17 protein-coding genes and 1 riboswitch are annotated in these 17,524 nt (G+C 67.5%); of the genes, 8 read left to right on the top strand and 9 right to left on the bottom strand.

The features are described 5' to 3' along the window. Window positions 1-16: 16 nt before the first annotated feature. Window positions 17-736, bottom strand: coding sequence for a VIT1/CCC1 transporter family protein (locus tag ACX80F_RS11840; RefSeq protein WP_459336596.1), 720 nt, complete (start codon window positions 734-736; stop codon window positions 17-19). A 77-nt stretch (window positions 737-813) separates the two neighbouring features. On the opposite strand from ACX80F_RS11840, the gene ACX80F_RS11845 reads away from it, so the two are divergent. Then, window positions 814-1,548, top strand: a complete 735-nt coding sequence (locus tag ACX80F_RS11845; protein ID WP_459336597.1) for a glutamine amidotransferase — start codon at window positions 814-816, stop codon at window positions 1,546-1,548. A 34-nt stretch (window positions 1,549-1,582) separates the two neighbouring features. Here the strand turns inward: ACX80F_RS11845 and ACX80F_RS11850 are convergent, their stop codons facing one another. Then, window positions 1,583-2,839, bottom strand: a complete 1,257-nt coding sequence (locus ACX80F_RS11850) for a polysaccharide pyruvyl transferase family protein (protein WP_459336598.1) — start codon at window positions 2,837-2,839, stop codon at window positions 1,583-1,585. A gap of 180 nt (window positions 2,840-3,019) precedes the next feature. On the opposite strand from ACX80F_RS11850, the gene ACX80F_RS11855 reads away from it, so the two are divergent. From ACX80F_RS11855 to ACX80F_RS11865, 3 genes are all read left to right on the top strand, one after another. Then, a complete protein-coding gene (locus ACX80F_RS11855) occupies window positions 3,020-4,237 on the top strand; it encodes an NAD(P)/FAD-dependent oxidoreductase (protein ID WP_459336656.1) in 1,218 nt (405 codons plus the stop codon). 62 nt (window positions 4,238-4,299) lie between these two features. Further along, a complete protein-coding gene (locus ACX80F_RS11860; RefSeq protein WP_459336599.1) occupies window positions 4,300-5,301 on the top strand; it encodes an acetamidase/formamidase family protein in 1,002 nt (333 codons plus the stop codon). A 51-nt stretch (window positions 5,302-5,352) separates the two neighbouring features. Continuing rightward, complete coding sequence (locus ACX80F_RS11865; protein ID WP_459336600.1) at window positions 5,353-6,114, top strand: SDR family NAD(P)-dependent oxidoreductase; 762 nt, start codon at window positions 5,353-5,355, stop codon at window positions 6,112-6,114. A gap of 123 nt (window positions 6,115-6,237) precedes the next feature. On the opposite strand, the gene ACX80F_RS11870 is transcribed toward ACX80F_RS11865, so the two are convergent. Continuing rightward, entirely contained in the window at window positions 6,238-7,071 is an 834-nt protein-coding gene (locus ACX80F_RS11870) for an alpha/beta fold hydrolase (protein WP_459336601.1), read from the bottom strand. A gap of 94 nt (window positions 7,072-7,165) precedes the next feature. Here ACX80F_RS11870 and ACX80F_RS11875 point away from each other — a divergent pair, with 94 nt between their 5' ends. Then, the gene (locus ACX80F_RS11875) at window positions 7,166-7,744 is read left to right on the top strand and encodes a TetR/AcrR family transcriptional regulator (RefSeq protein WP_459336602.1); all 579 of its coding nucleotides are present in this window, start codon (window positions 7,166-7,168) and stop codon (window positions 7,742-7,744) included. Here the strand turns inward: ACX80F_RS11875 and ACX80F_RS11880 are convergent. Then, complete coding sequence (locus ACX80F_RS11880) at window positions 7,741-8,034, bottom strand: GNAT family N-acetyltransferase (RefSeq protein ID WP_459336603.1); 294 nt, start codon at window positions 8,032-8,034, stop codon at window positions 7,741-7,743. The two genes, ACX80F_RS11875 and ACX80F_RS11880, sit on opposite strands and share 4 nt — an antisense overlap. A gap of 126 nt (window positions 8,035-8,160) precedes the next feature. Here ACX80F_RS11880 and ACX80F_RS11885 point away from each other — a divergent pair, with 126 nt between their 5' ends. Continuing rightward, window positions 8,161-8,919 (top strand): SDR family NAD(P)-dependent oxidoreductase, encoded by a 759-nt coding sequence (locus ACX80F_RS11885; protein WP_459336604.1) that lies wholly within the window; start codon window positions 8,161-8,163, stop codon window positions 8,917-8,919. Window positions 8,920-8,983: 64 nt separating this feature from the next. On the opposite strand, the gene ACX80F_RS11890 is transcribed toward ACX80F_RS11885, so the two are convergent. Beyond that, a complete protein-coding gene (locus ACX80F_RS11890; protein WP_459336605.1) occupies window positions 8,984-9,202 on the bottom strand; it encodes a hypothetical protein in 219 nt (72 codons plus the stop codon). Further along, window positions 9,199-9,819: a helix-turn-helix domain-containing protein gene (locus ACX80F_RS11895; RefSeq protein ID WP_459336606.1), complete on the bottom strand. Its 621-nt coding sequence runs from the start codon at window positions 9,817-9,819 to the stop codon at window positions 9,199-9,201. The genes ACX80F_RS11890 and ACX80F_RS11895 overlap by 4 nt, the downstream gene beginning before the upstream one ends. 188 nt (window positions 9,820-10,007) lie before the next feature. Then, window positions 10,008-10,121, top strand: a riboswitch (SAM riboswitch). Between the two features lie 36 nt (window positions 10,122-10,157). Here ACX80F_RS11895 and ACX80F_RS11900 point away from each other — a divergent pair. Then, complete coding sequence (locus tag ACX80F_RS11900; protein ID WP_459336607.1) at window positions 10,158-11,546, top strand: LLM class flavin-dependent oxidoreductase; 1,389 nt, start codon at window positions 10,158-10,160, stop codon at window positions 11,544-11,546. Between the two features lie 257 nt (window positions 11,547-11,803). Beyond that, the gene (locus ACX80F_RS11905; RefSeq protein ID WP_459336608.1) at window positions 11,804-12,457 is read left to right on the top strand and encodes an SDR family oxidoreductase; all 654 of its coding nucleotides are present in this window, start codon (window positions 11,804-11,806) and stop codon (window positions 12,455-12,457) included. A 155-nt stretch (window positions 12,458-12,612) separates the two neighbouring features. On the opposite strand, the gene ACX80F_RS11910 is transcribed toward ACX80F_RS11905, so the two are convergent. From ACX80F_RS11910 to ACX80F_RS11920, 3 genes are all read right to left on the bottom strand, one after another. After that, complete coding sequence (locus ACX80F_RS11910; protein WP_459336609.1) at window positions 12,613-14,247, bottom strand: HNH endonuclease signature motif containing protein; 1,635 nt, start codon at window positions 14,245-14,247, stop codon at window positions 12,613-12,615. 208 nt (window positions 14,248-14,455) lie between these two features. Next, complete coding sequence (locus tag ACX80F_RS11915) at window positions 14,456-15,724, bottom strand: acyl-CoA dehydrogenase family protein (RefSeq protein WP_459336610.1); 1,269 nt, start codon at window positions 15,722-15,724, stop codon at window positions 14,456-14,458. Then, window positions 15,721-17,523, bottom strand: coding sequence for a dipeptide ABC transporter ATP-binding protein (locus tag ACX80F_RS11920; RefSeq protein WP_459336611.1), 1,803 nt, complete (start codon window positions 17,521-17,523; stop codon window positions 15,721-15,723). The genes ACX80F_RS11915 and ACX80F_RS11920 overlap by 4 nt, the downstream gene beginning before the upstream one ends. Between the last annotated feature and the right edge of the window lies 1 nt (window position 17,524).

The following is a 17,524-nucleotide window of genomic DNA, read 5'->3' on the forward strand; positions in this document are numbered from 1 at the left end:
GCTCCGGCCGGGGCGGCTACGCGATGCCGGTGGTGCCGAGCAGCGATCCGACCAGGTAGGTGAACGCCATGGCCAGCGCGCCGCCGATCACGAGGCGGATCGTCGCGCGACGTCGTGAACTCCCGCCCACCTTGGCGCTGATCGCCCCCGTGATGGCCAGGGCGACGAGGACCGCCACGAAGGTGATGGGGATCCGGAGTTCGGCCGGCGGGAGGAGGATCGCGAGCAGTGGCAGGACCGCGCCGGCCGCGAAGGCCGCGGCCGAGGCGAAGGCGGCATGCCAGGGGTTGACGACCTCGAGCTCGTCGATGTTCAGTTCCGCCGACAGGTGGGCTGCGAGGGCGTCGTGCTGTGTCAGTTCGACAGCGACCTGGCGGGCCGTCCCCGGCGTCATCCCCTTCTGCTCGTAGAGGCCCGCGAGTTCCTCGAGTTCGCCGTCGGGATCCTCTGCGAGCTCCCGGCGTTCCTTCTCGATCAGGGCTTCCTGACTGTCTTTCTGGCTGCTGACGGAGACGTACTCACCCAGCGCCATGGACACGGAGCCCCCGACGACGGCGGCTGTCCCCGCCACCAGGATGGGCGCGACAGCATTCGTCACCCCGGCGACGCCGACGACGGTCGCGGCGGTGGACACGATGCCGTCGTTCGCGCCGAGGACGGCGGCACGCAGCCAGTTCAGGCGTCCTGCCACGCTGCTGTCATGGGGTTCGCTGCGCTGCATCGGAGTATTCGTCATCGCAGCAGTAAAGCACCGGCGCCCTCGTCCGGCTACGGAGGATCGGCTTGCCTTGCCAACCCCAGTAGCATCGAGGAGTGAAACCGTTCCTGCTCCTGGCCACCCGCGTCGACGACTACGCAGCCGACGCCGAATACCAGAGCTTCCTGAGCTTCGGCGGCCTTGCCGAGGGCCAGCTGAGGCGTGTCCGGCTCGAGACCGAGTCCCTGCCCGGACTGGACCTCGCGGACTATTCGGGGATCTTCCTCGGAGGCAGCCCCTTCAACTCCTCGGACCCGGAGGAGTCGAAGAGCGCCGTCCAGGTGCGGGTGGAGAGTGAGCTCGGCCGGCTGCTCGACACGGTGGTCGCCGAGGACTTCCCGTTCTTCGGTGCCTGCTACGGCGTCGGGACGCTCGGGCGGCACCAGGGCGCCGTCGTCGACACCACGTACGCCGAGCCGATCGGTGCCATCGACATCACCCTCACCGACGACGGCCTGGCCGATCCGCTGCTCGCGGGACTGCCGTCGTCGTTCTCCGCGTATGTGGGGCACAAGGAGGCGTGCACGGTGCTGCCGCCATCGGCGGTGCTGCTGGCCTCCTCGGCGACGTGCCCCGTGCAGATGTTCCGTGTGCGCGAGAACGTGTACGCCACCCAGTTCCACCCCGAGCTCGACGTCGAGGCGCTCGTCGGCCGCATCAGGACCTACCGCCACGCAGGATACTTCCCGCCCGAGGAGGCCGACGACTACATCGAGCGGGTTCGTGCCTCCGCGGTCGCCTACCCCGCAGCGATCCTCGGGGCGTTCGTGCGGCGGTACGCGCGGGACTGAGCCCGGCGCCGGAGGGGCGCGTCAGGGAGCGTGCTCAGCCTCGCGTGCGTTCGTCCTGCCTCACCGCGGTCCGGAAGCCCCGGGCGATGCGCAGGGCAGAGGTACGACGTCGGTCGTCCGCCCGGCTGCGGTCGGATCCTCCGGGGACGGGGTACAGGCCCAGCGCCTCCTGGCGTTTCTGCTCGGCCCTGGACGCGATGTCTTCCGTGAAGCCGGCCGCAGGTGAGCCGGATGCGAGGGCGTCGGGGGCGTTCTCCTGCGAGGCGGGCCGGTAGGACCAGCCGGTGCCGAGATCCATCAGTGACCGGTGCTTCACGTCGTAGAAGCCGTCCTTGACACCGATGGCGGTCCCGGCCGCACCGGCTGCAGCCGCCAGGAAATGCAGGTGGAACCGCGTGGTGACCCAGGTCTGGTCGGCCCGCAGCGGCAGCCCGTCACGCCACACGGACATGAACGGGATGAAGGAGTCGGGATCCATCAGGTCGCCCAACGCGTCGAAGGCAGGCCGGTCCACGCCGGGAATGGCTTCGACGTACTGGATCGTCCTGCCCTGGGCGCGGGCCGCCGCCACGGTGGCCCGGACGTCGTCGATCACCTTCCTGCTCTGCTCCTCCGACTGCAGGTCGCTCTGGAGGCAGAGCACGAGGTCGGCGCCACCACGGGCCAGTCCTCTCCTGCGCTCCTCCAGCACGCCCAGGAAAGCGTCGTCGAGACCGAGGGTGACCCCGAGGACATCCGCCGATGCCTGGTCCCGGACGCTGACGTGGTCGAAGTGCTGCAGCAGCTCGACGACGGTTCGCGGGTGGCCGACGCCGTCCATGCCCGTTCCCGTGTCGATCATCGGCACCACCGAGAGCCCGGTGCCGTACAGCTTCGCGCCGGTGAGTGCCTGCACCGCGACGGCGCCGGCTACGAGGCCGGCATGGAACGGCCAGAGGTTGTTCAGGTAGCCGCCGCCCAGGAGGTGGAGGCTCTCAACCTTCCGAAGCCTCTCCAGCCCGAGGTCGTAGGCCGGCGAACCGAAGTTCCTCACGAGGTCGACGACGCGTGTCATCACCACGTCGGGGTCGGTCGAAGGAGCCTCCCAGCAGGACCGCCACAGTGTGTTCGTCACGCGGAGCCGTGGGTGCAGGCCGTGGAAGAGCTCGGATGCCAGGCCGGGGTTGGGGCAGTCCAGCCACACCTCGTCATCCGGACGGGTCTGCGCCAGGTGCTTCAGCCAGGCCGCAGCGATGAGCTCGTCACCGAAGTTCGGGTGGCCCGCCGGTGATATCAGGTAGATCGAGGACATGACTCGTGAGCCTATCAAGTAGCGCGGAGGCATCGTCCGTGCACCACAGCAAACGTGTCCTGACGGGGGTCGGTGCCGGGAGGTACTGTCGGGAGAGATGCCGCGCAGGGCGACACAGAAGAGGTGGCTGTCATCCGTTTCAGAGCGAGTACGAGCACCGCACCGTCCGGCACGGACCCCGTGCGGCCGGCTCCGGGCGAGAAACGCCACCACCAGGTCCTGATCATCGGTGGCGGTAATGCCGGTGTCTCCCTGGCCGGCCGGCTGCGCCGATACCGGATCAAGGACGTCGCCGTCATCGAGCCGCGGAGCCGGCACCTCTACCAGCCGCTGTTCTCGCACATCGCCGGTGGCACGGCGGACGCTTTCGACGCCGTGCGACTCCAGGCGGAGGTCATGCCCAAGGGGGTCACCTGGATCCAGGACAAGGCCACGGACGTCAGCACCGGTACCAACACCGTGCTGCTCGAATCCGGCAGTGCCGTCACCTACGACCACCTGGTGGTCTGCCCTGGGATCCAGAACGACTGGACCGCCATTCCCGGCCTCAAGGACGCCATGGAGGGGCCGCACGGAGCGTCGAACTACGAATACGAGCTCGCTCCCAAGGCCTGGAAGCTGTTTCGGGACCTCACCGAAGGCACTGTCGTCTTCACCCAACCGCCCGGTCCGGCGTCGTGCGACGGGGCCGCGCAGAAGCCCATGTACCTCGCGTGCGACCACTGGCAGCGCCAGGGTGTGCTCGGGGACATCCGTGTGGTCCTCGCAGTGTCCACGCCCACCATCTTCGGGATGGACATCATCGACGAGGAACTCAACCGCAAGATCGAGGAATACGGCATCGAGGTCCGGTACAGCACCGAACTCGCATCGGTCGACCCGGAGGGCCGGACCGTCGAGCTGACCAACACCGTCAGCGGTGCCTCGGAGACCCTGCGCTACGACGTCCTCCACGCCGTCCCGCCCCAGTCCGCCCCCGAATGGCTGAAGTCCACGGACCTGCCGACGCCGGGTAACCGGGCAGGATTCGTCGAGGTGGATCCCGTGATCCTCCGGCATCCGCGCTTCCCGAACATCTGGTCCTCGGGCGATGCGGCGTCGACACTGAACTCGAAGTCCGGTGCCGCACTGCGCATGCAGACGACGGTCCTCGCGAAGAACCTCCGGGCCGCGCTCAAGGGGAAGAAGCCCACCGCACAGTACAACCACTACTCGGCGTGCCCGTTCGTGGTCAGCCGCGGCACCGTGGTCTTCTCCGAATTCGACGACAAGTACGCTCCGATGCCGACCGTGCCGGGCTGGGACAACCTCGCCCGGGAACGGCGACTCACGTACGTGGTGGAGCGGTTCGTGCTGCCGAAGGTCTACTGGAACCTCATCCTCAAGGGGCGGGCCTGAGCGCTCGGGCACGTGGTGTTCCCACCCTTGTCGAGTCCGGAGCCGGCCCGTAGCATCCGGTCATGGAGATCATCGAGTACCACCCCCGGCGTGATCAGCTCGTGTACACCTTCGGGGGTAGTGCTCCCGTCCTGACGGTCCGGCCCGGCTCCGCACTCCGCCTCTGGTCCGAGGATGCGTTCAACAATGCGCTCACCTCGGTGGACGACGTGTCGGGCGAGAAGGTGGATCTGAACTTCGTCAATCCGCAGACCGGACCGTTTCACGTCGAAGGGGCGGAGCCGGGGGACACGCTGGCCCTGCACGTCGTCGACCTCACTCCGGCACGTTCCTACGGGGCCTCCGCGACCATCCCGTTCTTCGGGGGACTCACCAGTACCGACCGCACCGCGTCCCTGCACGACCCCCTGCCCGACACCACCTGGATCTACCACGTGGACACCGAGCGGCGGACGGTCGGCTTCCAGTCGCGGCACGGGGACCTCGAGGTCGCCCTGCCGCTCGAGCCGATGCTCGGGACCGTCGGCGTCGCTCCGCCCGGCGGGGAGGTCCGGTCGTCGCTGGTGCCCGAACGGTTCGGCGGCAATATGGACGCGCCGGACGTCAAGGCGGGCACCACGGTCTACCTCGGGGTCAACGTGGAGGGGGCACTGTTCTCCATCGGTGACGGCCACTACCGCCAGGGTGAGGGAGAAGCCTGCGGCACCGCCGTCGAGGGAGCGATGCACTCGACGATTATCGTCGAGCTCGTCAAGGGCGGGGCCCCGGCATGGCCGCGGCTCGAGACGGATTACCACTGGATGGCCGTCGGGTCCTCCCGCCCCATGGAGGACTCGTGGCGGATCGGCCAGCTGGAGATGATCCGCTGGTTCCAGGACCTGTTCGGGTTGCATCAGCTGGATGCCTACCAGCTCCTGACCCAGACCGCCCTCGCGCCGATTGCGAATGCCGTCGACGCCAACTACAGCGTGGTGGTCAAGGCTCCCAAGGCACTTTTCCCCTCCGTCGATGCGTATGGCGGCCTCCACGCACATCTGCGACGGCAGGGCGCCGAGCTCCGCTGATACCCGGACACGACCCCGATCCCGACACCGACAGCTCACCGAAGGACAGCCATGGACCTGCATCTCGACGGCACCACCGCGATCGTCACCGGCGGCACGAAAGGCATCGGCCGCGCCATCGTCGAATCGTTCGCCGCGGAGGGCGCGAACGTCGCGTTCTGTGCCCGGAACGCCGAGGAGGTCGAAGCGACCGAGGCGGCGCTGTCGTCGTCGGGCGGTCGGGTGATCGGCTACGTGGTCGATGTGGGGGACGGTCCGGCGCTCGCCGCCTGGGTCGCGGCCGTGGCGGACGAGTTCGGCGGCATCGACTCGGTGGTGAGCAATGTCAGCGCCCTCGCGATCGAGGACTCGGAGGAGAACTGGGAGGCCAGCCTGCGGGTCGACCTCATGGGTACCGTGCGCCTGGTCAAGGCGGCCCTGCCGCACGTGGCGCGGAGCGCGACGCCGTCGATCACCGCGATCTCGAGTGTCTCCGGCCGCGAGGTGGACTTCGCCTCCGGTCCGTACGGGACGGTGAAGACGGCGCTGATCGCCTACATGGCGGGCCTCGCCTTCCAGCTCGCCGAGCAGGGGATCCGGGCCAACACGGTCTCGCCCGGCAACACCTACCACGAGGGCGGGGTGTGGCCGAGTATCGAACAGGGCAGTCCGGAACTGTTCGCGACAGCGCTGGCCCTCAACCCCACGCGACGGATGGGCACTCCGCAGGAGGTGGCCGACGCCGTCGTGTTCCTCGCGAGTCCGCGCTCGAGCCGCACGACCGGCGCCAATCTCCTGATCGACGGCGCACTCACGCGCGGCATCCAGCTCTAGCGGGTTCTGGCCCGCGACGACGGAATCGCGCGCCCCGCCTGTCCGATTCCTGGCTCGCACCACGACGGAGCGACACGACGACGGGACGCCGGACGTGGCGGCGTCCCGTCGTCGGTCGGTGACCTACTTCGACAGGAAGCCGAGCAGGATCTCGTTGATCTCGGCGCCGTGCGTCCAGAGCATGCCGTGCGGTGCGTCCTCGATCTCCACGTAGTCGGCGGAGGGGAGTCGCTTGGTGAACTCGCGGCCGGTGGAGTCGATCGGGAGGATGCGGTCGTCGGTCCCGTGCACGATCAGGGCAGGGACCGTGACCTTCTCGATGTCGCTCCGGAAATCGGTCAGCCAGGAATCGACGACGGCGAACGACGCATACCAGGAGGCTCCCGACGCGACGTTCCACGCGTTGCGGAGTGCTTCCTCGCTGAGGCGGTTGCCGAGGAAGTTGTCCGTGTTGAAGAAGTCGTTGTAGAAGTTCGTGAACCAGGCGTACCGGTCCTCGATCGCGGCGCTCCGGATGCCGTCGAACACCGAGGCCGGGACGCCGGAGGGGTTGTCGTCGGTCTGGAGCAGGAACGGCTCGAGTGAGGCGAGGAATGCGGCCTTCGCCACGCGGGCCTCGCCGTAGGTGCCGATGTAACGGCCCACCTCGCCCGTGCCCATCGAGAAGCCGACGAGTACGGCGTCGTTGAGATCGAGCGTCTCGAGGACCGTGTTCAGGTCCGCGGCGAACGTGTCGTAGTCGTAGCCCGTGGTGGGCTTGCTGGACCGGCCGAAACCGCGCCGGTCATAGGTGATGACGCGGTAGCCCGCTGTGAGGAGAGCGGCGGTCTGCTTCTCCCACGAGCCGCCGTCGAGGGGATAGCCGTGGATCAGGACGACGGGCTGGCCCGTGCCGTGGTCCTCGTAGTAGAGCTCGATGTCCGTACTGTTCTCGGTGCCGACCGTGATGAAGCCCATGTGCGTCGTCCTTGTCTCGAGCGGGGAGAACGTTCGTTCTCCCTCACCGGCCAATATAGAGAACGTTCGTTCTCGATTCAAGTAGAATGCCTGTATGTCCGATTCCCAGATACGCAGCCGCATCGTGGCGACGGCGGACGGGCTCTACAACGCAAAGGGCATCCACGCCGTCGGTATGGACGAGCTGCGCGCCGCCGCGGAGGTCTCGCTCAAGCGGCTCTACCAGGAGTTCCCCTCCAAGAGCAGCATCGTCATGGCCGTCCTCGAACACCGCCACGAATCCTGGACCCTGGGGCTCGACGCGAAGGTCCGTGGCGTGGATGGTCCGCGGGCCCGGCTCCTGGCGATCTTCGACTATCTCGCGCAGTGGTTCGGTGAGGACTCGTTCCGTGGCTGCGGCTTCATCAACAGCTTCGCCGAGCTCGGGGCTGTCAGCCCGGAGGTCGCCGAGTACGCGAGGAAGCACAAGGAGTCCTTCCAGCACTACGTCGGGGATCTGTCGGAGGCGGCAGGGGCGCCACCGTATCTGGCGCCGCAGTTGTCGATCCTCGCCGAAGGCGCGCAGACGACGGCGGCGATCGCCGGGTCTCCGGAAGCAGCGGGTCAGGCGCGCCGCGCAGCGGAGGTGCTCATCGATGCAGCTCTTCGCCAGGGGGTCCGGGGAGCGGCCTAGGCTGTCAGGTCCTGGTAGTCCGGGTGCTCCTGAATGAAGGCCGCCACGAACTCGCACCGGGGGACGACAGCGAGGTGCTGCCGACGGGCGTCGTCGAGCGCGTACCGGATGAGGGTGCTGCCGATGCCCTGCCCCTCGGCGTCCGGGTCGACGACCGTGTGGGTGAACGTGATCGTATCCCCCGACCGGTCGTAGGCGGCGGTGCCGACGCGACTGCTCCCGAGGATGGCCTCGTAGCGATTCTCGGCTTCGTTGTTGCTGATCTGGACGTCGGTGGTGTCTGTGCTCATCCAGCCACCCTCGCACCCGTGCCGACCGGGGGTCAACGTGTCCGTTCCGGTCGGTCGGCGTTCGCTTCTCCGGTCGGCGACCAAGCGTCCCCGCTGGGACGCCGCACACGTTGTACCGTCTGAACCATGACGTCGAACATTCTGGTGACCGGTGCGAGCAGGGGCATCGGCGCGGCCATCGCGCATGATCTCGCAGGACGGGGACACCGCGTTGCTGTCCATGCAGGCCGTGACGGGCGCGCCGCGGCGGCTGTGTGCGAAGCGCTTGCCGGTGATGGCCATGTGGTGGTGGTCGGGGACGTCGGTGACCCCGAGGCCTGCAGGCGCGTGGTGGAGGAGGCGGTGGGCGGACTGGGTGGGCTCGATGTCCTGGTGAACAATGCCGGCATCTTCGAGGCGCATCCCATCGAGACCGTGTCCTTCGAGGACTGGCAGGAGGCGTGGCGGAGCACGCTGGACGTGAATCTCGTCGGGCCGGCAAACCTGGCATGGCTCGTCGCCCGGCACCTCCTCGACCGGCCGGCAGGCCCGGAGGGTGGTCGGCTCGTCAGTGTCGGATCGCGGGGTGCGTATCGGGGTGAGCCCGCCACGCCGGCCTACGGGGCGAGCAAGGCGGCGTTGCACTCCATGACGCAGTCCCTGGCCGTGGCACTCGCTCCGCACGGCATCCTCGCTGCCGCCGTCGCGCCGGGGTTCGTCGAGACCGACATGGGCAGAACCGTGCTGGACGGGCCGGGTGGTGACGCTGTGCGTGCGCAGAGTCCGTTCAACCGTGTCGCGACGCCGGAGGAGGTAGCGCAGACGGTTGCCTGGTTCGCAACCGATGCTCCGCTCTGGGTGAGTGGCACCGTGGTCGACGTCAATGGGGCGTCCTACCTGCGGTAGTTCCCGGGGTGCGACTGGGCGAGGTGCTCGTCGTGGTCGGAGGGCGATGGTCGCCGCCGCGCGGCTAGAGAAGGTTGATACCGCTGTGGGCGAGGGCTTGCAGGTCCGTCCGGCGCTCGAGGTGGCGGTGAAGGAGTTCTGCGTTGGTGCCCTCGACGGAGGCGAGTGACGATCCTGCTGCGATGAACGCGGCGCCCAGGCGGAAAAGGGTCCGCGACGCGAGCCCTGCATGGGATGGTGCCGTGAGCACCGGGTATCCGACGGGAAGGGTTGCGCTGGTCATGATGTCTCCTGGGAGTCGATGAGGGGGAATGCGTTGAAGTGCAACTGGACGGGTCGGGTGCCCGGGGTGCCCGGTTCGGCACGGTAGGCGTCGAGCTTCTCGCGAAGGATCTCGCTCATATCGCGGGCGAGGGTCGCGAGTTGCTCTGCCGTCAGATGGGCGTTCATTGTTGCGATCATGGCTGCGTCCGCCCATTCCGGCGGGACGGCCTCGCAGCCACTGGCCATGAAGGTCGCGAGAGCTTCCGCCCGGCCGCGTTCGAACTGGCGGTTCACCTGCCGGGTGGCTTCCCGGGTGGTGGGGTCCTGTTCGAGTTCGGGGGTGCTGAGGGTCAGCGACCCGCGGGGGCGTTCCCACCACCGCTCGCGGGCGGAACCGCGATCCTCCACCTCGCGAACGAGGCCGTAACGGGCCAGCTGCCTCAGGTGGTAGCTCGTCGACCCACTCGACTCTCCGACCCGCTTGGCGATGCTGCATGCGGTCTGCGGACCGTAGCTGGACAGGACCTCCAGCAGCTGGATCCTGAGGGGATGGGCAAGGGCCTTGAGTGCTGCCCCGTCGAGGACGCGGTTGCCGTCGTCGACGGGGTGTCCTGCTTCGCTCATCGTCTCTTCCATGCGATCAGTGTGCGCTTGCAAAGAAGTCTTTGCAATACTTTCTTTGCAACTTCTGGGGTCTCTTCGCCGGAGGGTGTCGACCGCCGTCGTCGGGCCCTCCTACGGGTGCACGGAACGCTTGATGCATGACGCACCATGACGGCGGTAGGTGGACGACGGCGTGCGTGCCCACCTACGCTCGGAACCAGAATCAAGAGTTCCAACGCAAAACCCTGGTTTGTTGGACGGCAACCCTCTCGCTGTAGTGGGGTGCCCCAGGTGAGGATTCGGCCCGGCACGGCCAGTGCGGGCAAGTATGGCGCTTCCGCCACGGCAGTGCCCCGACATGAGGATTTTTCATGCCCACAGCTCCGCGCCGTATCCGCTTCAATGCCTTCGACATGAACTGCGTGGGACACCAGTCCCCGGGTCTGTGGCGCCACCCCGAGGACCAGTCGTGGCGCTACAAGGACCTGAGCTACTGGGCTGATCTCGCGAAGACCCTCGAGAAGGGCTTGTTCGACGGCATCTTCATCGCCGACGTCCTCGGCACGTACGACGTGTATGGCGGTTCCAACGAGGCCACGTTGCGGCAGGGGACGCAGACCCCGGTCAACGATCCCTTCCTGCTCGTCTCCGCCATGGCCCTCGTCACCGAGCACCTCGGGTTCGGTGTCACCGCGGGCACCGCCTACGAGCACCCCTACCCCTTCGCGCGTCGGCTCTCCACCCTGGACCACCTCACCAAGGGCCGCGTCGGCTGGAACGTGGTCACCGGCTATCTCCCGTCTGCCGCGCGCAACATGGGCCATGAGGACCAGCTCGAGCACGATGCGCGGTACGACCACGCCGACGAGTACCTCGAAGTCCTCTACAAGCTGCTCGAAGGATCGTGGGAGGACGACGCCGTGGTGCGCGACCGCGAGACCGGCGTCTTCACGGACCCGGCCAAGGTCCACGAGATCGACCACGATGGCAAGTACTTCACGGTTCCGGGAATCCACCTCAGTGAGCCGTCACCGCAGCGGACGCCGGTCATCTTCCAGGCGGGAGCATCCTCTCGTGGCATCGCCTTTGCAGCCGGCAATGCCGAGGCCGTCTTCGTTGCCGCACCCACGAAGCAGAAGCTGAAGGACGTCGTCACGAAGATCCGGGATGCGGTCGAGGCCGAAGGCCGTGACCGCTACTCGGTGCGGATCTACACGCTGCTCACCATCATCACGGACGAGACGGAGGAGAAGGCCCAGGCCAAGCACGACGATTTCCAGCAGTACGTCAGCTACGAGGGAGCCCTCGTGCTCGTCTCGGGGTGGCTCGGTGTGGATCTCTCCGCCTACGATCCGGACGAGCGGCTCGGCAACGTGAAGTCCAACGCCATCCAGTCCGCTGTCGCGAACTTCCAGAAGGTGAACGACGACGGCTCGCCGTGGACCGTGCGGGACATCGCCGAGTCCGCGGGGATCGGTGGGCTCGGGCCCCGCATCGTCGGCTCGGGTGTGCAGGTCGCCGATGAGCTCCAGGCATGGGTCGAGGAGACCGACGTCGACGGCTTCAATCTGGCCTACGCGATCACGCCCGGGACCTTCGAGGACATCATCGAATTCGTGGTGCCGGAGCTGCAGAAGCGTGGTGTGTACCCGACGGAGTACGTCGAGGGAACACTGCGGGAGAAGCTGTTCGGTAAGGGCGACCGGCTGCCGGAGGAGCACCGTGGTGCGCGGTATCGACTCCAGGCGATCCGCCCCTGACGTGTGTCGGCTCATCGGTCCGTTGGCCCACCTCGTCCGTCCGTCGGCTCGTCGGTCCGTTGGTCCACCCCGTCCGTCCGTCAGTTCGTGGGGTGCCGCTCTCCTCGGCTGCTCCGGGAGTTTCTTGAGTATCGATGGCGGTACCCGGGAATAGGCCTCCGCTCGCGGCAGAACACCCCGACGAAGGTGGTCAGGCCGAGGGTTCGGGGACTAGCGTCGAAGACAAGGTATCCAGTCATTCGACAGAAGGAGTTCCCATGTCACGAGTAGCCATTATCGGTGGGCACGGAAAAGTAGCCCTGCACCTCACGAAGATCCTCACGAGTCAGGGTCATCAGGTCAGTTCGATCTTCCGTAACCAGGACCACAGCGGTGACGTCGAGCAGGCGGGCGCAACGCCTGTGGTAGCGGATGTCTCCGAGCTGTCGGTGCAGCAGATGGCGGATGTCTTCCGTGGCCACGACGCTGTCGTGTGGTCTGCCGGTGCGGGTGGTGCGAGCCCGGAGGCGACGTATGCCGTGGATCGGGATGCTGCGATCCGTTCCATGGACGCGGCCCAGGAGGCGGCTGTGGGGCGCTACGTCATGGTGTCCTACCTCGGTGCGCGCAAGGACCACGGGGTGCCGGAAGACAACAGCTTCTTCCACTACGCCGAGTCGAAGGCTGCGGCTGACGAGCACCTGCGCAACTCGGAACTCGCCTGGACCATCCTGCAGCCGGGAGCCCTGACGACGGATCCGGGGACTGGGAAGATCGAGGTGTCAGCCGAGCCGCAGCAGGACTCCGTGGCCCGTGAGGATGTCGCGCTCGTAGCCGCAGTCGTGCTCGGCAACCTCGGCACGGTCGACAAGACCATTCAGTTCAACAGCGGTGAGACGCCTGTTGCGGAGGCCATCGAGGCTGCGCTGTAGTCTCCGATACCAATCGTATGAAGGCGGTGCCCTTGGTATGGGCGCCGCCTTCTGTGTGCGTGGGCGACCGACTCCGTTCATGCGGGAGGCCTGTCCAGTTCCACGAAAGGTCGCCCACGGTGCTCCGGTCGTAGCTGACAGGCCCGATGCTCCGGTCATCCGGGACTGTGCTCCAGGACATCTGTGTTGTGCTCGGAAACCTCTGGCCTCGGCCCGGAAGCATGGCCGACCACTACTTCGTCGACTGCTTGTCCTGCCTGCCAGTACCTGTTCCGCCGCGCAGTCCTCGGAGGGCCAAGGGCCCGGGGAGCGGTAAACCACGGAATGCCATTGCGGGACTCGACCGTCCAGCCGCCCTGATGAATGACGTGGTGATGGCGTGAACACAGCAGGACGCCGTTGGCAATGCTGGTCGTGCCGCCATGGGACCACGGCTTGATGTGGTGCGCCTCGCACCAGCTGGCCGGGATGGAGCAGTCAGGGAAGGCACAACCCTTGTCCCTGGCGACGAGCGCTCGCCGAAGGTGCGGCGGAAAGAGCCGCTGTGCCCGTCCGACATCGAGGACCTGACCGCTACTACCCAGGACCACCGGAATGATGTCGGCATCACATGCTAATTTCCTGATACTCCCGGCACTCATCTGCCCCGAGAAGACTGCATATCCGGCTCGGTGCGTCGCGCTGACGAGATCCTGCTGATCGATGGTCACCATGACCTGCGGTCGGTAACCGCCCGTCGACGGGAGGGTGGCCGTGCTCAGTGCAACCCGGCAAGCTGCAACGAGTCCATCCAGGAGAGTCTGAGCCCTCGTTGGAGCTGGAGGATCACCGAGAGCGCTCACGGATTCCTGCGCGTCGTGACCGAACGACGCACAGCTGTCAGGGTCGCTCGGGTGGTGCTGGTCGCTGAGCTCATTGATTGCTCGGCCGGGCACGGCCTCACCGGCTTGGCCCGGAACGCAGCGGGGGTTCGCGGTCGAATTCATGACCGTTGCAAGATGTTCGAACTGCTCGTCCGTGGCGCCGATCTCGAGGAAGTGCAGTCCGTGACGCCGTCCTTTCAGGAAGACGCCCTGCCGTGCACGCAGCACCTTGTCCGTGGGTTCCCGCCCGTCCTGGTCGAGGACGCTCTCCCAGCGACGAGCCAGCACACGGAGGATGTCCTCGTCGGCTTCCATCCCCTGCCGTGTCAGGTGGTGTTCCATCGACTCGAGGTGTTGAGGTGTCGCGAACGAATCCACCCGGTGTAATGCCTGAGCGATGACGGTTGCGGCCCGCCCGCTGATATGGCCGGAGGTCATAGCGGCCCCGAGCACAGTGAGGCGGGGAGGAACCGGAGCGCCGGTGGGCGATATCCGGGGAAGCACCAACTCTGCAAGCGTCAGCCGACGCTTCGCTTCTGCCCTGCTGATGCCCAGTGTGGCACGCAGATACTCTGCGCAATTCCTGAATCCGTTGTCCGACGCAACGGGCTGGCCTTCACCCTCCTTGCCAGAATGCCCGTCCGAACCGAGCGACTGTTCGGCGCGCACCAGGAGCGCACCCCCCGCACGCTCATCACCGTCGGTGTCCGCCAGTTTGTGCTCCTCCGCCAGGCGGGCCGCCAGGATCTGCAGATAGTCCACGATCTTCGAGGCATGCTCGACCTCGACGATGAACTGCGCAGCTTCCGTCCTGGTCCTGATTCGGTGGTTCAGACCTACATCCCGTGCGCACTCCGCAAGCGCCTCGCGCGCCCAGCCCAATGGACTGGGTGTCGCAAGAATCGGCTCGATCGGGGCAATTGCCATGCTTGAATTTTATCGAACACGTCTACTATTTCTGAGGCTGGGAGGGCAATGTGGAGGAAGAGTGGCTTCTCGTTGTCCACATAAGCGGGATGCTGTGGACGCGCAAAGGGACGACAGCATGGCGCACCGGCGCACCGGCGCACCGGCGCACCGGGCGCTCGAACACGCGCCGTGCCGGACACCGCGCGCACCCCGCCGTCGTTCGCCTTTATGAAACGGCCTCCCGACCCTCCGCCGACGAAGTACCCGGCGCGTCACCCGCCCGCCACACGAAGGCCGGCACCGTTCCGTTGATTTCCCAGTCGCCCACGATCCTCGACTTGTAGATCACCGGATTATGCGAGGAGACGGTGCGGGCGTTCCGCCAGTGCCGGTCGAGCTGCAGGCTTCTGCGGGTCGACGACGCCCCGAGCGCGTTGAAGATGGTCGCGGCTGCACGCTGGACCTGCTCCGTCACCACGATCTGTGCCTGCGAGGACGCGAACTCCACTGCTACTGCAGCGGAGTCCGCGTCCACCTGCGGGAGACCTACGAGGTGTGCCTCGTAGGCCTCCTGCAGCAGTTCGGCCACCCGGAGTGCAGCAGCCTCGGACGCGAACGCGAGTGCCGAGACTTCCCCCACTACCTGCTGCACCTGGATGTCCTCACTGGGTCTGGTGCCGTTCCCGTGGCTGAAGGTGCGGGTCCGCCCGCGCACCTCTGCAGCCACGTCCCGGACTGCCGAACGCGCGATCCCGGCAAGGGTCGCGACATGGACGAGCTGATACACCCCGGTGTCGTACGGCGGATGCTCCGTGTCGGTGATGACGTCCGCCGCGGGCACGACGACGTCCCGGAAGATCGACGTACCGCTCGCCGTCAGTCGCTGGCCGAAACCGTCCCAGTCGTCGACGACCTCGACCCCCGGTGCGTCCCGCCGCACGAGCGCGATGACGTCGACGCCGTCGGATGTTCGCGCACCCGTCTGGATCCAGTCCGCGTACAGGCTCCCGGTGGTGTAGTACTTGGTGCCGTTGACCCGATACGCGTCGCCGTCGCGCTCGATGGTGGTGCTGACACCGCCCACAGGTACCGGTCCGGTCTCCGTCCATGCGTTGCCGAGCACCGCACCGCTGGCGACGCGGCGAAGCCAGACCGGATCGTCGGCATAGAGACGGTCCTCGACGAACGCGATGTGGCAGCGTAGCGCCTGTGCGAGGTTCGACTCGGCGGCGGCGAGCTCGATGAGCAGCCGGAAGAACTGCGGAGCACTCACTCCGCCACCGCCGTGCTCGACCGGCACCCGCAGCGCCGTGAACCCGGCGTCCGCGAGCGTGCGCACCTGGGTGTGCAGGAGGATCCGCTCGTCCTCGCGCTTCGCCGCACCGGCGGCGATCTCCTCGAACAACGGGCGGTAGTGTTCGGCCAGCCGGGTGTAGGTGAGCGGGACGTCGACAGCCTGAGCGTCGGTCGGGGTTGTAAGGGTGTCTGCGGTCATCGGTCGGCTCCTGCCGGGTCGTGGAACGGGGTGGATGCGGGCGCGCCGCCGGCGCCACGAGTAAGGCCGGGAACGACGCCGGTCGCGTCGTGATCGCCGTGAGCGGCGCCGATGGGATCCCGAGCCGGCATGTCGGGTACGGCGTCGAGCAGGGCCCGGGTGTAGTCGGTGGCCGGAGCCGTGAAGATCGAAGACGCCGTCCCGGACTCCATCACGCGGCCGTCCTTGAGCACCAGGACGTCGTCGCTCACGTGGTGGATGACGCCGAGATCGTGGCTGATGAACAGGTAGCTGAGCGCGAGTTGCTCCTGGAGGTCCGCCAGGAGGTCGAGGACCTGCGCCTGGATGGAGACGTCGAGTGCGGAGACGGGTTCGTCGAGCAGCAGGACGCGTGGCTGGAGTGCCAGAGCACGGGCGATCGCGACACGTTGGCGCTGACCGCCGGAAAGGGTGAGAGGCCGCCGGTCGACGAGATCCAGTGACAGACCCACCTGCCCGAGGAGTTCGGCCGCGCGGTCGCGTCGCTCACCGGGGACGCCGATGGAGCCGGCATCCAGGGCATCGGTGATGATGCGGCCCACGCTGAAGCGAGGGTCGAACGAACTCAGCGGGTCCTGGTTGACGAGCTGGATATCCGGCCGGTGGGGGCGGCGGAGAGGTTCCGCGATGGTGCTTCCCACCCAGGGCAGACCCCCGAGGGTGACGGTCCCGGCGTCGGGCTCGGTGAGGCCGAGCGCGATCCGCGCCGTCGTCGACTTGCCGGACCCCGATTCACCGACGATCCCGAGCGTCCTCCCCGCGGCGAGCGTGAAGGAGACGTCGTCGACGACGGTGCGGTGCGTACCACCCGGGCCGGGATAGGTCTTCACCAGATTGCGCGCCTCGAGGGCAGGGGCATCATCGGAGAATGCCGAGGGCCGCGTGGGCCGGGCTTCCACGGACACCCGGGGGACCGCCGAGAGCCGGGTGCCCTTGCCTGCTGCGGACGGGACGGCGTCGATCAGCTGGCGTGTGTAGTCGTGGCGCGGGTTGCCGAGCACCTCCGATGCCCGCCCGGACTCGACGATCCGCCCGTGCTGCATGACGGCGATCTCATCGGCCAGGTGGCTCACCACGGCGAGGTCGTGCGAGATGAAGATGAGCCCGCGGCCCTGCTCCTTGAGTTCGGCGAGCAGTTCGAGGATCTGCGCCTGCACGGTGGCGTCGAGGGCGGTGGTGGGCTCGTCCGCGATCACGAGCCGTGGGTTGAGCACCGTGGCCTGGGCGATCAGCGCCCGCTGTCGGAGCCCGCCGGACAGTTCGCCGGATCGCTGGCGGGCGCGGACCTCGGGGTCCGGGATCCCGGCGTCGCGCAGCGCGGTGTGGACCCGCTCCTGCCGTTCGGCCCGGCCGCGGACCCCATGGGCGCGGAGGGTCTCGTCGATCTCCTGGCCCACCGTGCGCAGGGGATCCAGGGAGACGAGGGCGTCCTGCAGCACATAGCCGATGTCCTTCCCGCGTAGTCCCCGCCACTGCCGCTCGGACAGCCGGGTGGCGTCGTGGCCGAGGACGTCGAGGCGGTCGGCCGACACCCTCGCGTTCGGAGCGTTCAGCCCCACGAGCGTGCGGGCAGTGACGGTCTTGCCCGAGCCCGATTCGCCCACGAGGGCGAGCGCCTGGCCGGGTGCGAGGGCCAGCGAGACCTCGCGGACGACGTCGACCGCGCCCCGCGGCGTGGTGAAGGAGACGCTGAGGTTGTCGATTGAGAGCAGGGGCTGCCCGGCGGTGCTCCCTGAGCCCGTATTCGTGATGTCAGTCATG

The sequence above is a fragment of the Arthrobacter sp. TMS2-4 genome, from assembly GCF_054511075.1.